General features: G+C 37.1%; 9 protein-coding genes. 5 read left to right on the top strand and 4 right to left on the bottom strand.

Annotated features, from left to right (window positions below):
* A partial coding sequence (locus tag RLO81_RS09985) for a CHAT domain-containing protein (protein ID WP_350110849.1) occupies window positions 1-2189 on the top strand: 2189 nt, incomplete at its 5' end.
* A 2-nt stretch (window positions 2190-2191) separates the two neighbouring features.
* Here RLO81_RS09985 and RLO81_RS09980 read toward each other — a convergent pair.
* The 3 genes from RLO81_RS09980 to RLO81_RS09970 all read right to left on the bottom strand — a co-directional run bounded on the left by RLO81_RS09980 (window position 2192) and on the right by RLO81_RS09970 (window position 6540).
* On the bottom strand, window positions 2192-4654 hold the full coding sequence (locus RLO81_RS09980) for an ABC transporter permease (protein ID WP_350110846.1): 2463 nt from the start codon (window positions 4652-4654) through the stop codon (window positions 2192-2194).
* Between the two features lie 67 nt (window positions 4655-4721).
* The gene (locus RLO81_RS09975) at window positions 4722-5456 is read right to left on the bottom strand and encodes a VIT1/CCC1 transporter family protein (protein ID WP_350110844.1); all 735 of its coding nucleotides are present in this window, start codon (window positions 5454-5456) and stop codon (window positions 4722-4724) included.
* Entirely contained in the window at window positions 5440-6540 is a 1101-nt protein-coding gene (locus RLO81_RS09970; RefSeq protein WP_350110841.1) for an o-succinylbenzoate synthase, read from the bottom strand. The genes RLO81_RS09975 and RLO81_RS09970 overlap by 17 nt, the downstream gene beginning before the upstream one ends.
* Before the next feature lie 64 nt (window positions 6541-6604).
* On the opposite strand from RLO81_RS09970, the gene RLO81_RS09965 reads away from it, so the two are divergent.
* Window positions 6605-7804 (top strand): S-adenosylmethionine:tRNA ribosyltransferase-isomerase, encoded by a 1200-nt coding sequence (locus tag RLO81_RS09965; RefSeq protein WP_350110839.1) that lies wholly within the window; start codon window positions 6605-6607, stop codon window positions 7802-7804.
* On the opposite strand, the gene RLO81_RS09960 is transcribed toward RLO81_RS09965, so the two are convergent.
* Entirely contained in the window at window positions 7801-10164 is a 2364-nt protein-coding gene (locus tag RLO81_RS09960; RefSeq protein WP_350110836.1) for an OmpA family protein, read from the bottom strand. The genes RLO81_RS09965 and RLO81_RS09960 overlap by 4 nt on opposite strands.
* Before the next feature lie 133 nt (window positions 10165-10297).
* Here RLO81_RS09960 and RLO81_RS09955 point away from each other — a divergent pair, with 133 nt between their 5' ends.
* From RLO81_RS09955 to RLO81_RS09945, 3 genes are all read left to right on the top strand, one after another.
* Window positions 10298-11194, top strand: coding sequence for a mechanosensitive ion channel family protein (locus tag RLO81_RS09955; RefSeq protein WP_350110833.1), 897 nt, complete (start codon window positions 10298-10300; stop codon window positions 11192-11194).
* Between the two features lie 100 nt (window positions 11195-11294).
* Entirely contained in the window at window positions 11295-14462 is a 3168-nt protein-coding gene (locus tag RLO81_RS09950) for a hypothetical protein (RefSeq protein ID WP_350110830.1), read from the top strand.
* Between the two features lie 10 nt (window positions 14463-14472).
* Window positions 14473-15924 (top strand): DUF4062 domain-containing protein, encoded by a 1452-nt coding sequence (locus tag RLO81_RS09945; protein WP_350110827.1) that lies wholly within the window; start codon window positions 14473-14475, stop codon window positions 15922-15924.
* Window positions 15925-15926 lie beyond the last annotated feature (2 nt).

Raw genomic sequence — 15926 nt, 5'->3', positions numbered from 1 at the left:
AACAAGCACTTAAAATTCGACAGAACCTATTTGGCAGTAATCATGAAAAGGTAGCTGCCTCGTATAATGACTTAGGTCTGATTTTAAATTCGGTCAATACTGATTTGGCATTGGATTATTATGAAAACGCGCTTAATATATATAGGAATATCTTTGGAAATTCTCATGAAAAGACGGCTCAGGGCTTAATTAATACTGGTATTGCCTACAGGAATTTAGAACTATATGGTGATGCTTCAATAAACTTCAACGAAGCATTAAAAACGTGGAAAGCTTTGTACCCTGATGGACACCCAAATGAAGGGTTTATTCATATAAACATCGGGCAGACAAAACAACAAATGCAGGACCTCGATGGGGCACTAAAATCATATCAGGAAGCACTCAACTTGTATAAGCGATTCTATGGCGAACAGCACCCTGAAGTTGCCTCCACTCTTAATCTGATAGGCAACATTAAAAATATTAAAGGAGAGTTTGAAGAGGCCATTAATCTCTATCAGCAAGCTTTGATAGCCAATACAAAGGGTTTTAACTCAACTGACATTGAAAAGAACCCCAATGTAAACTACTACCTAAGCAGCAATACTTTACTCAATTCTCTATTCTATAAGTCTAAGGCATTTGCCGATTTACACTTTAATAAAACACTGAAGTTTAGCGACTTAAAACTAAGTTTAAGCACACTTCAGTCTTGCGATACATTGGTCGATAAAATTCGTCAGGTTAGAACCAATGAGGCAGATAAAATAGCTTTGGGACAATTGGCTTCTTCGGTGTATGAAACAGGAGTTGAACTATGTAAAGCGATGGGCGATGTTGTAGTAAAAAAGGACGAATATTATGCGCTCTCTTTCTATTTCGCGGAAAAGAGTAAATCAGCCGTGTTATTGGAAGCCATTGCAGATGCAAAAGCCAAATCTTTTGCAGGAATGAGCGAAGGAGAACTGGACAAAGAACTGTTTTTAAAATCTGAAATTGCGTTTCTGGAAAACTCGGTGTTACAAGAAGAAGATGCGGCTCAAAAAAGTAAACTTCAATCTCAACTTCTCGCTGCACGTAATGACTACAATGATTTTATTGAAGAGATTGAACAAAAGTATCCGAAGTATTTTGCCCTTAAATACAACACCTCTTTACCCACTATTGAAGAAGTACAAAGTAAGTTGTCAGAATCAGAAACCATGCTCAGTTACTTTCTGACAGAAACTTCTAAAAGAGTCTACATTTTTGAACTAACTGCCGACAAATTTAAAATTCACAACAATCCACAAACAGAAGAATTTGATCAGTACATAAGTGGATTTAGAAATGGGATTTACTTTCGGGTGAAACCAACATATACGTTCACAGCTTCTGAATTGCATGATATTATCATACCAAAAAGGTTAGACAAAAACACAACCGATTTGATTATAGTGCCTGCAGGAAGATTAGGTACAATTCCATTTGAAGCTCTATTGACTGATGAACCAAAAGAGGATACCGGGTTTGCTGAAATGCCCTTTTTAATTAATGATTATGCAATAAGTTACTCCTATGCCAGTGCACTTTTTGTTGCTGAGCAACCACAGCACTCTATGATGGAAGATAAAGCTTTCTTATGTGCTCCTGTAAATTTTACTGATCTGCCTAATTTGCCTGGTAGCAAGAAAGAACTTGAAGATTTAAATTCTATTCTAACCAGTAAAGGATATGGCACGGAGAATTTATTAGAAGAAAATGCCAATGAAAGTGAAATAAAAATTCAGGATTTCAGGCAGTACAAATATGTACATCTTGCTACTCATGGTGTGGTTAATGAAACCAATCCGGCCTTATCACGAATATATTTTAATTCAAGTGTAATTGAGGATGGCAACCTGTTTACAGGAGAAATTTATAACCTACAATTTGATACTGATTTGGTAACACTGTCAGCATGCGAAACCGGGCTAGGCAAATTATCTAAAGGTGAAGGGGTTATTGGCTTATCACGTGCTTTACTCTATGCCGGAGCTAATAATTTGGTGGTGTCACTTTGGAGTGTATCAGATAATTCCACAGCTGATTTAATGACATCATTCTATGAAAACATGAGTTCAGCCAGCTACACACAGCCTCTTAAGCAGGCCAAGGCTGAATTGATCAAAACCAAAGAATACGCGGAGCCCTATTTCTGGGCCCCGTTCATACTCATAGGTAAATAGTATTATTCGTGCCTTAGTGCATTCACAGGATTCACATTCATAGCCTTGACAGTCTGGAAGCTGATGGTAATTAATGCAGCACCCAGCACCAATACACCAGCATAGATAAATACTGAGAACGAAATAGGTTGTTTATAGGCAAAGGAGTTAAGCCATAAATCCATAAAATAATACGTCAGTGGCACGGCTATTAAAATGGAAATTCCTATCAGCCCCATAAAACCCTTAGAAAGTAATACGAATATCTGAGGGTTACTTGAGCCCAACACTTTTCTGATACTTACTTCCTTAGTGCGCTGTTGCGCAGTATAAGCTGCTAAACCAAACAGACCTAAACTACCAACCAAAATGGCAAGAATAGAAAAAGCACTAAAAAGCTCACCGAATTGCTGCTCATTTTCATATTGCCGATTGAAATAATCATCCAGGAAAAAATAGCTAAACGGATTACCAGGAAAAGCTTTCGTATAAGACTTTTCAACATGTTCAATTGTACTGGCAAGGTTGGTTGTATTTACTTTCATTGAATAATACTCGCCCCCGTACATTGTACAATAGAATATAGTTGGGTCTTGTGCTTCTTGCAGCGACTCTTGATTATAGTCATTAACTACTCCCACTACAATGGGATTCCAGCGGAAATTAGGAATCGATACTGTAGCGCCTATTGCATCTTCAGGTTTCTTAAAACCAAGTAGCTCAGAAGATTTTTTGGTTAAGATTACGGAGGTATCCGAATCATTAATAAAGTCTTCAGAAAATGCACGTCCCGCCAGCAATTTCATTTCAAAAACGTCAATAAAAGAATAATCCATACTGTTAAATCGCAACACTACCTCAGCATCATCCCCACTGCCGTAGGGCTTTACTCCTACTTTGAATTCCCTCTTTTTACCCGGTATTGTAACGGAAGCCGTAAGTGCCTTAATATTCTCGTTTTGAGCAATCTCATTTCTAAATACATCGATACTCGATGTATATTCATCACGAATTGGTACTACTCCCGGACGTTCTACAACCAATACCTGATCCACATTTAACCCAATGTCCTGATTCATCATATAGTCGAGCTGATTTTGAATAATTAAAGTGCCTGCAATCAGCCCAACAGACGCAATAAATTGAAAAACTACGAGCCCTTTTCGTAGAAAAATCCCACTTTTAGAGCTCTTCATTTTTCCTTTTAGAACAGAAACCGGTTTGAAAGAAGAAAGTACAAATGATGGGTATAGTCCTGACAAGATGGTACCTACCAGCCACAAACCAGTCACAGAAATGAGTATTATAGGATTAAAGAAGTCAACAATTAAAAGAGATAGCCCTGTAATTCGATTGAACATTGGGAGGCAAAGAATGATCAGCAATATACTCAGTACTACTGCTAGTAAATTGATTATAGCCGACTCCATCAAAAATTGATACATCAATTGCTTTTTGAAAGCACCCATTGCTTTGCGCACTCCTACCTCATTAGCTCGTTCAAGTGCTCTGGCAGTAGATAAATTCACATAATTTACCCAAGCAATCAAGATGATAAAAATGGCGATTATCATCATAGACTGAACATTGCCAGCATCGCCATTGGCTTCAGGCTCTTCTGCCAGACTTGATGTAAGGTGTATACTTTCTATAGGTTGAAGATAAAACTCATCGCTTCTGTTTCTTTCAGACAAATCTGGTGAATATTTGCTCAGTAGATCATTCAGTTTAGATTCTACCACCTTAGGTTCAGCACCTTCATCCAATCTGACATAGGTATACATGTCCTTTCTTCTCCATGATTCATTGTATCGACCAGGTGCCCAATCTCCACGGGTGTAGAGTGTTTTGTAAGAAAATAGGACATCAAATTTAAGATGTGTATTGGCTGGCAAATCTTTAAATACACCTGTTACTTCACATAATTCATCGTTATAATCATCATCATTCAGCCTGATCATTTTGCCAATGGGCTCTTCATCACCAAAATACATTTTAGCATACTTTTCAGAGAGAACGGCTGTATTGGGTTTGGTTAAAGCCGAGGAAGCATCGCCTTTCGCCATTTCATAACCAAACATGGGTAGAAAGGCGGAATCGGCATACAAGAACTTCCGATGTTTAAACTTTACCGGCTGGCCGGGAGCATCTTCATATGTGATTACAATATTATTCTTATAGCCCATATTGTAAAGTCTGGCATAGCTTTTCACCTCCGGAATATCATTGACCATCGCAGGCCCAACACCCGGATAGTTTTCTGCACTGCTGATCATCAGTTCATTATTCAAATACTGATTGAGCTGTACACGGTAAAGAGATTCTGGTTTGCTGTGAAAATTGTCGTAACTATTTTCGAAATCTACATACTTAATAATGAGCAGAAAGGAAGCTGCCCCAATTGATAATCCAAGAATGTTGATAAGAGAAAATACGCGCTTTTTAAGTATGCTCCGTAGAGCTACTTTGAGATAATTTTTGACCATTACGTTGTTGTTTTGTTTGAGTTTTGACCAATTGAATTTACGCAGAAAAATTCAATTAGTTAAAAGCTTATAAAAAGTAGTAGGCCAATACCTCTCCCACATAATAAGCCAGAAAGGCAGCTAAACCACCTAAAAGCAGTGTTTCAATAACTCCTTTAGTCCAATTAGTTTCAGTTACGATACTTTTTAAATATCCTACGAACATTAAAGCAAAGCCTGTTGAAATACAGGAAATAAGAAATAAATTATCTGTATTTAAATTAACGGTTGCAGCCAATAGATAAGAAATTAAAGGGATTATACCGATCAGGTTAAATGACACAAATGTGGCAAATGCAGTTTTGAATGGCGTTTTATCGTCTTTTACCAGCTCTAACTCCTCTTTCATCATTGTGTCTACCCAAACTTCCTTATCCTTAATTATTACTTCTACCACCTTATCCAGTAAATCACCTTCAAAACCTTTTGCTTCGTAAATATCCCGGATTTCCTGTATTTCCCTATCCCGTAAATTCTCAACCTCCCAATATTCTACCGCCTTATGTTTATCATAATTATCTCTATCTGCCTTTACCGAAAAATAATTACCAACGGACATACTGAATCCGTCAGCTACCAGATTGGCAAACCCGAAAATGATTACCCAGTACAAATCAGCACCTGCACCGGCTGCACCAGCCACAACTGCAAATGTTGTGATTACTCCATCAATACCCCCATAAACGAATTCAGAGATATAGTCTTTGTTAAAAAACCATAACTTACCAGAGGAATGAAGTGATGCTTCAGATAAATTCGCCATAATCTAATTCTGTTAAATCCCATTCTTTATTTCTATCATAATAGATATGCCCCTTCTTTATTGTAAGCGGAGAATCAAAATTATTCTCATACAACTTACCCGTTCCTAAACCCTGATGTCCTCTAGCCTTTATTTCATAGGTAAACTGACAAATTGCATTCAAACCAATATTAGATTCAAGGGCAGAGGTTATCCACCAGCCAATATTTAATGATTCTGCAACATCTATCCATTCTAGAGAAGATTGAATACCACCTAATAGTGTAGGTTTGATAATAATATATTGAGGTTTGATTTTAGCTAGAAGCTGTTTTTTTTCTTCCTTTTTATGAACACCAATAAGTTCTTCATCTAAGGCAATATCTATTGGTGGGTTGGCACAAAGTTCTGCCATTAAATCATGCTGGCCAGCGGCAATCGGTTGCTCAATGGAATGTATATTTTGAAATGCCAGGGTCTTCATTTTATACAGAGCTTCATGTGGTTTAAAGGCTCCATTGGCATCTACCCTTAACATTATCTGCCTATTGTAATACTTGCGTCTCACGTAGTTGAGAATATCTACCTCTTTCTCAAAATCCAAAGAGCCAACTTTTACCTTCAGGCAATCAAATTCCTCCACCACCTTATCAGATATTTGGAGTAGCATATTTTCCATGTGTCCCATCCAAATAAGCCCATTAATAGGTATTTGATTCTGAGAATGATAGAAATCATTATCAAATACTTTACGTACACCATCATGCATCAAGTCAAGTAAGGCTACTTCAATTGCAAAACGCAATGCAGGATAGTCAAATCCAGCGATTTTAAATGCTAAATCATAAATAGCTTGTGTGTTTTTCGGCATTTCAATGCCGTCAATCATCTTTATCAGCGGAGCAATTCTATCATTCAGATCTTCATAATCATCAATACTTAATTTGGCCAGCGGTCCGCATTCCCCCCATCCTACAACTTCAGGATGAGACTCATTCCAAACTTTTAACAAATAAGTTTTCTTCTCCTGTAACACACCACGAGACGTGCCAGCATCAAATTTAAATTTCAAAGTATAAGGAATGAGTTGTGTTTTTAATGCCATATTAAGCGACAAATTGAAGTTAAATTTCGAGTTAATCAAATATACGAACCTATATTTGCTGTCCATGAAAAATCTACCAAGCAGTATTGATCTTCAGGAATATAGCTATGATCTTCCAGAAAGTAGAATCGCAAAAGAACCACTGTCTAATCGGTCAGATTCCAAATTACTGGTTTGCAACAAAGGCACTATTTCTCATTCTGTTTTCAAGTCATTAACAGACCATCTGCCTCCCGGCTCCCACCTAGTTTTCAACGATACACGCGTAATCCCTGCCAGGTTGTTTTTTACTAAAGATACGGGCGCACTCATTGAGATTTTTTTGCTTGAACCTATTGCACCAACAAACGAAATAGCTTCTGCTATGTTGGTCAAAAATAAGGCTACATGGAAGTGCTTAATTGGTAATCAAAAAAAATGGAAAGATGGCCAGGTGCTGAGTAAATCCCTCACATCTGATACTAGTATAACTGCTCGTCTGGTAGATAGAGAAAACCAAATTATTGAACTGGTTTGGGATAATGATATGGAGTTTGTTCATGTAGTAACTGCTGCGGGTCAAATACCACTTCCGCCATATATCAACAGGGAAGTTACTTTTGAAGATCAGGAAAGGTATCAAACCATTTATTCAAAGTTTGAAGGTGCCGTGGCAGCACCTACTGCAGGGCTTCATTTCGATGATTTGGTAATGACTGCAATGCAAGAAAAAGCTGTTTCGAATGATTATGTGACACTTCATGTGAGCGCAGGTACTTTTCAGCCAGTAAAAACTGCCAACGCATTGGATCATAATATGCACTCTGAGCAAATTGTGATTACCAAAGAGTTTATAAAGACAATCATTCAGAAAGAAAAAATCATTTCAGTAGGTACAACTTCTATGCGCACGCTTGAAAGCCTTTATTGGTATGGTGTTAAGTTAGCCCAAGGCGATCAACTGTTTAAAATTGAAAAGCTCTTCCCTTATGAACATGAGAAAGATGTACTACCCACCAGAAAAGAGTGCCTAAAGCTTGTTTTAAATTATATGGATAGTGAGGGGTTAGACAGAATTACTGGAAATACGGAGATTTTCATCGTTCCGGGCTATCAATTTCAGATTTGTGATGGATTAATCACTAACTATCATTTACCAGGATCTACTTTGATTCTGCTGGTAGCTGCCTTTATTGGCGATAACTGGCGAGAAGTATATAAAAAAGCGCTAGCCAATGACTACCGCTTTTTAAGTTATGGTGATTCTTCTTTACTATTGCCTTAAGGCAGACTTCTTCCAGTAGTTCTAAGGTCTACAAGTTGCACTTCCACCCTCCTTGCTTCTTGTGGGTTTCCCTTACCCTCGGTTGCTCCATAAGCCTTGGCAATAATCCTTCTCCTTACAATTTCACCTTTTTGGTTAATGAAATCTAAAACAGCAATAGCTCGTTCGTTTGATAATTTCTTATTTAATTCATCATCTCCCTCAGCAGATGCATAGCCTGAAATTTGAACGCCTAATTCTGGATTGGATTTAAGCTTAGCAATTACATCATTTAGATCATCATAATATTTGTCTTGAAGATCACTTTTACCTACACTGAAATAGCATTTCACCACTTTATCAAGAAGATTGGCATCATAATTTTTAGCCACTTCCTTTGGCATATTCTTCTGACGTTCAGCTTCTTCTGTTACATACATGGTGGGTAGTGAGAAAATTTCATTGCCATCAATTACTTTTTTCTCGAACTTACTTTCATCACTTTCATCATAGTAATAAACCCTTGTAGCTTGCTCCAAAGCCTCATTGTTACTAAAAACAATGTCGTCTATTGAGTGGGTCTCATAAATTAGATCAGTTAAATAACCAATAGCCTCTTCATCATTTGCTGCCATTAAATCAGTCATCAAATCATAAACATCGATGCTATCATTTTTAATTAGCTTCGATTCATGCGCTCTCCTGATACTATTCACCGCATCTTCATGTGTATCATAAAATGCGTTTTTCACTTCTACAGACTGTCCTACCACCACATCAAACTGCTTGATGGTTTTTAGATAGATCTCCTGGTACAATTCATAAAAGTAGGTCTGCCCCGGAATATTGATATTTAAGGTATATGGTAAAAATCCATCCGACTCAATAATCATATCATAATTTTTGGCTGGCGGTAATATAATAAGATAGTTACCAGTTACAGGGTCAGGCTGGTAAACAAAATCCAGCTTTTTCCCTGATTCCACATCTATCATATAAATATGGGTTGGTAGCGCTTTGCCTGTTTCACCATCCAGTATTCTACCTTTTATCATGGTAAGTGGCACATTAGCCTCTTCTTCCGGCATATCTATTGTGTAGATATCCTGCCCTCCATTTCCACCTTTTCTGTTAGAAGAAAAATACCCTTTTCTACCATCAGCTGTTAAGGTGAAGTAGTTGTCATCTGAAGTAGTATTAATTGGGTAACCCATGTTTTCAGGGTTGGTCCACTCGTCATTAAAAAGTCTTGTAACGAATATATCCCTTCCCCCTATTGTGTTATGACCGTCAGAAGTAAAAAACAACGTCCACTGATCTGGATGAATGAAAGGTGCATCTTCATTGTATTTAGTATTTACAGTCGGACCAAGGTTCCTTGGCTCACCCCAGGCTCCCGATTCCAATTTATCAACCACATAAATATCCATGCCACCATAACCCCCTGAACGATTACTGGCGAAATACATTCTTTTTCCATCTGGTGTAATACTTGCGGTACTTTCTAAAAATCTGGAGTTAATTTGATTTCCAAGCGTTACAGGCACTGACCAATCCGTACCTGATTTGTCGATTGAATAGAGATTCCCAGAACCATTTGGCCCGCCAATAAAAATAAGCATTGTCTGACCATCGGCAGAAAGACCGGCAGTACCCACATTATAGTCTGAGGTTATTTCAATTTTCTTAGGTTCAGACCAAACACCAGAAGTATTATAAGAAATATAGATCTCCTCAATAAAGTCTTCGTTAGATCTGGTTTTTCCATTGTTAGGTCTGAGAGCCGTATAGGCCATAACGCTTTCATCTGCTGAAACAACGGGATTATATTCTGTATATTCAGAGTTAATTACCGCACCAAAATTGTTGATAGTTATTTCCCTTGGGCTACTTATCAGCAGTAGCGCATTATTGGAGATTTCAAGCGATCGCTCCACTTTCCTCATCTCTGAAGTTTGGTTTTTATCTAACGAGTTTTTGTATTTCTGATAATACTCAATAGACTTTTCTATTTGTTCATCTCTATGGTATGCAGTGGCAAGTTTCTCATAAGCCATAGGTGGTAACCTATCTACACCTAAATTAATGGCCTTCTCCAAATAAGGAATTGCTTTTACCTGCTCATTGATATTTCTAGATTCACTGTAACAAACTCCTGTATTATAATAAACTAACGGATCATCTTTTACGCCATCTTCGATAGCTTTAAGATATAATTTCAGAGCTTCGTCATAGTTTCTGATGTTGTAGTACTTGTCAGCATTATAGATTATTTTGCTCGTATTTTGAGCGTTAACCTGAGCTACCAAAAAAATTCCGAGTAATAACGCACTTACCCTGAAGTAGTCTAATGTTCTCATTGTTTCAATTTTTATTGACATGATTAACCATTTAACCAATAGAGTTTATATTAAAAATTGGTCAAAATTATCATTTTAACCTCTAAATTAAGCATTTCTTAATTACGAATACTTGAAATTTTAATATCTTAATTGAATTGTTAAGATTTGAACTATGGAAACATTTAAAGATGTACTCAGGAGTGTAATAGAATTCTTTGAAGAATTTGGGTACTTCTTTACAACCAAACTCTTTTCATTAGGCAAGTCAGATATTACACTTATCACAATCGCCTATTTGCTGGTGTCTGTAGTAGGTCTCATTTACATCTCCAATAAGTTAAGCAGGTTTATTGGTCGCTCTGTATTGAGAAGATATTCGGCCAGTGAATCAACGGTGCACACAATATCTACAATTATCAAATATATTATTCTGGTAATTGGGCTAATGGTAATTGTTCAAACCGCTGGAATTGACCTAAGTACCTTAAGCATATTGGCCGGTGCACTTGGTGTTGGTATAGGATTTGGTTTGCAAAACATCACAAACAACTTTATTTCAGGTGTTATCATTCTTTTTGAGCAGCCAATTAAAGTTGGCGATAGAATTGAAGTTGCAACTATTAAAGGTGATGTTACCAAAATTTCCGCTCGGGCAACAACAGTCCTCACCAATGATAATATTTCGGTTATTGTGCCAAACTCAGAATTCATAAGTTCTACTGTTATTAACTGGAGTCATAATGATAGAAATGTAAGCTTTCGCTTCCCAGTTGGTGTAGCGTATAAAGAAAACCCTAAGAAGATTAAAGCATTGCTCTTAGAGGTTGCAAAAGAAAACCCAGGGGTGCTCAGTACTCCTGAGCCAGACGTGCTTTTTGATGAATTTGGAGACTCCTCCCTTAACTTCTTTTTACGTGTTTGGACTACGGAGTATACAAGTAGGCCAAACATCCTCAAAAGCCAATTGTATTATTCAATCTTTGAAAAATTTCATGAAAATGGTGTAGAAATTCCTTTTCCACAACAAGACTTACATCTGAAAACTGGTTTTGAAAAACTCAAAAATTAACTAAATTGAAAATATAAGCTGTTTTGGAGGAATATTCTTTTATTAAATATCTTAGAAAATCCTCAGATATTACATAACTTGACCGGATTATTGAAGCCGCATGAATATCAAGCAAACCTTTCTCAACGTACTTAACGTTAATGAGGACGAGTCTACTCGTGTTTTCGCGCTGCTGGGTATGGGGTTTTTTATTGGCGTATTTCTAGCCACATTAGATGTAGGCGCCTCAGCTCTTTTTCTTAATAATCTTGAAGAAGGCCAAATTGAAGAACAGTTACCCTTGGCAATACTTTTTGGCGGTATTCTGGGGGTTATTTTTACTGCACTCTATAATTTCTTTCAAAACAGGGTAAGTTTTAAAACATTGGGGTTAGGCTCCTTGCTTGCTATCACATTAGTATTATTGGGTATTGAATTCGCATTCAGAAACATGTCTGACCCACTACCAATTTATTTCTTTGCGTTTTCATTTATCGTACCCGCCAACTTCATTGTGCTACTCGTATTTTGGGGCGCATTTGGAAGAATGTTCAATTTAAGACAGGCGAAACGAATAATTGGTGGTATAGATACGGGTCAGTTAATTGCTTCTATCATAGCGCTTTTCTCCATTCCTATAATCGTTAACTACATCGCTGAGCAAGACTTGCTTTTTATGAGCTTAATTGCCGTTATAGGTAACTTTTTGATGTTCCTTTATATCACCCGGAGTAACCTGTTTCAAAAAAGGGAAGGCACACCCACTTATAGTATTTCTTATGGTAAACTAATTCAAAACCCATATATCGCATTAATGGCCTTGTTTGTAGTCATCTCCATGGTGGCCATAAATTTCGTGGACTATTCTTTTTATAACGTGACAAAAGCCAGGTTTGAGCCAAATGAATTAGCCAAATTTTTGAGTTTGTTTGAGGGTACTGTAGTAATTTTTAGTTTTTTATTCCAAACGTTCATTACAGATAAAATTATTGCACTTTATGGCTTAAAGGTTTCACTACTGGTCAATCCTATTCTATTAGCAATATTTACTTCCATAGCCATTCCTATAGGATACTCGTTTGGCTATTCTAAAGAGGCTGGGGATGCTATCATCTTCTTTTTTATTGCCATCTCTATGAGCAAACTATTCATCTCATCATTAAAAGATGCGTTAGATGGGCCTGCATTCAAATTATACTTCCTTCCAGTTGATAGTACGATACGGTTTGACGTACAAACAAAAATTGAAGGTGTGGTAACGGCATTTGCTGGTTTAATTGCCGGTGCGTTAATCATATTGATTAACAAAGTAGAAGTATTTACATTGATCAATATTTCTGTGTTTACCCTACCTGTATTGCTGCTTTGGTATTTCGTGACCAAAAAAATGCATAATAATTATCGCAGTACACTGCAATCAACACTCATCAAAAATAAGGAAACAGCGGATAGTGGAATGGATCAGCAATATGCTGTAAATACTGTACTTGAAAATGAGATAGAAAGCGATGCCGATGAGAAAATTATTTACGGCTTGCGATTGATGGAAAAAATAGAACCTGCAATATTTGAATCCTCCATTGTGAAAATGTTAGACAATGATTCGCCCAAGGTAAAAAATTATGCAAAAGAACGAATTAAGAAATTAGATATTGAATTTGATAAAAACACGGAATTAAGCCAGCTAGCCAAAAAAGCAGCTCAGGAAAGTGAGTCGAGTGATTTAATCTCTGTGCCAGCAGATAAAATTGGTAAACTAAGTAAATCAATAAAAAGTGATGATAGAATCTTGGCGGCTAAATTGCTCCGAAGATTAATTACCCCTCAAAATATATTTATTCTCTTAGAGTTACTTCGCGATATCGATCCAAGAGTAAAAATGGAGGCGATTATTACTGCAAGGAAGGTAAAAAGACCTGAAACTTGGGGCATTCTGGTTGAATTATTGAACTCTCCCACCTTTAGCAATGCGGCCACAGCAGCTTTAGTGGAAGCTGGGGAAGCTGCGTTGTTTACATTGGAGTCAGCATTTCATAAAAGTGGGCAGTCTGACCACGGTAAACTGAAGATCGTTCAAATAATCGGGCGAATTGGTGGCGAACGTGCAGTAGAATTACTTTGGAACAAAATAGAGCATCCTGACAGAAGAATTGTACATCAAATCCTTAATTCATTTAGATATTTTAATTATCAGGCTACAGAAAGACAGGTAACTGTGCTTACTAACCTCCTGGAAAATGAAATGGGCAAAGTGCTTTGGAATTTAGCTGCTCTTACAGAAATACCAAAGCAAGAACAATTCAAGTTTTTGCGTGATGCCATTAAAGAGGAAATAGATACAAATTATGACACCATCTATATGTACATGTCTATTTTGTACGATCCACAATCCGTTCAACTTGTACGCGAAAACATTGAATCTAATACATCTGAAGGTATTGCATTCGCTATTGAGCTTTGCGACTTGTTTGTTTCCCAGGAGTTGAAGCCAAAGCTTTTTCCCTTAATGGACGACATTCCTATTAATGAAAAAATTGTCCAGCTTCAGGGTTATTTCCCGAGAGAAAATTACAATCTTATACAAGTTTTAAATTACCTGCTTAATAAGAATTACAACCAGGTAAACAGATGGACCAAAGCATGTACTATCCATTGCCTTGCATTTGTCGATGAGTTTAGAGCCAGTAGAGGTTTAATAGCCCAGCTATTTAATAACGACAGGCTTTTACAAGAAGTAGCAGCATGGGTAATGTATTATAAAGACCCGGAAGCCCTAAAAAGAATCTCAGAAAGGTTGCAGCCAGAAGCCAGAAAATACCTGTATGATACAGTTGAAAAAAACAAGCTTCAAGAGGGTTTAACCGATGGCTATTTCATGTCAGTTGAAATGGTTATGTATTTAAAATCAGTAAACTATTTCAAAAATATAAAGGGGCTGTTGCTGTGCGATGTGGTTGATAAAATGGAAAACATTAACCTTCATGCGGGTGAGCGTTTAATTGTGCCTCAAACTGAGGAAGAAGAAAGAATATATGTAGTAGCAGATGGCGAAGTATTTCTCAAAAAGGATGGAAAAGAGGTAAAAAGACTAAAAAAGGGTGAAGTCTATGGCAAGATATTTAACCTGGATAGTAGTTTGGAAGTGAATGAAATAGAGGCGTTTGGTAATTCAGTGGTATTTCATTGCTCTGTCTATGATTTTTATAACGTGATGGCCAACCATCATGAATTGGCTCAAGGTTTCATTAAAAATATTACCAAAACAAAAGGCTCGGAAGTAGCAGATTAAACTAGTTTATATGGCTTTTGACATTGATGTATTAATCATTTATTCGAACGATGATAACCAGCAAACTGACGCAGATTTAGGCTGGGTTAATAACTTTAAAAAGTTTTTAGAGTTAATGTTGGTTCAGGTGTTGGGTAAAAAACCCAATATCATGCTCAAATCTGAGCATGATAGTATTACTGGTGCCAATTTAAAAAAGGTGGCCACACTAGTGCCCATCCTATCCCCCGCTTTCATAGAATCAGGAGAAACTCTAGACACGTTAGAATCTTTCTTTAAAAGCGTTGGCAAATCAAATGTTGAAAGGGTATTTAAAGTAAATAAAAAGCCTGTTGCTTTAGAGGAACAACCAGCGAAACTTAAATTGCTTTTAGGATACGACCTTTTTGAAATAGATTCAGAAACGGGTGAAATCGATGATTTTGTAGATTTCTTTAGCCCGGAAGCGGAAAGAAGTTTTTGGATGAAGATGGTAGACCTGGCGTATGACATTCATGAGAGTTTGATTGTATTAAATGAGCTGGACAGAGCCTCCGAAGTGAAGCATATTTTTGAACGAAGGTCTATATATCTGGCTGAAACAGGGTACGACCTCTCCATTCAAAGAAATATTATTAAGCGAGAGCTTCAACGGCATGGCTACAAAGTATTGCCTGATCATACATTGCCTCAAGAGGTTGATGAATTAAAAAAAGTTGTTAATAAGGAGCTAGAGGAGTGTTCTCTTTCCATTCACTTAATTGGTAGCTCTTATGGTGATATTCCTTCAGGCTCTGATAAATCTGTTGTGGATATTCAGAATCAAATTGCCGCAGAAAGAAGTACCAGTTTAAAAGATAAAAGTAAATTCTCCAGGCTTATTTGGATTTCCAACCAATTGAATCATGCAAGTGAAAAACAATTGGCTTTTATAGAAAACGTGAAACGAGATCTCTCATCCTCTGAAGGTACTGAGATACTCCAGACTGCTCTCGAAGATTTTAAAAACATTATCAGGGAGGAGTTAATTGAAGTTGGAATTGATAAACGAATGGGCAAATCAGTTGCTCCTGAAAAAAATGGAAAACCACTAATCTACGTTCTGCACGATAAAATTGACGAAAAAGAAGTCGGGCCGCTCAAAAAAGAAATTGAAAAGGCTGGTTATAAAGTGCTAACGCCAAGTTTTCAGGGTGAACTACTCGAACTCAGACAAGATCATATTAATAATTTACGAAGCTTTGATGCAGCAATTATTTATCAAGGTAAAGTAAATAACCAATGGGTAAGAATGAAGCTTTTAGACCTGTTAAAAGCACCAGGGTTTGGCCGGAGAAAACCGATAAAAGGAAAGGCCATTGTAAGCAGCCGTGAAGACAAGCTGGATATTAGTGCCTATAAAAATTATAACGTTACCCTAATAGACGGGAATGAAAAAGAAGCCATTGCCGGACTTAAGGGGTTTTTAGAAGAACTAAACTAGTA

Origin of the sequence: Fulvivirga sp. (assembly GCF_040220315.1) — a bacterium.
Classification (GTDB): domain Bacteria; phylum Bacteroidota; class Bacteroidia; order Cytophagales; family Cyclobacteriaceae; genus Fulvivirga.
Note: the sequence above shows the minus strand (reverse complement) of the source record. Positions and strands in the feature narration are given on the sequence as shown.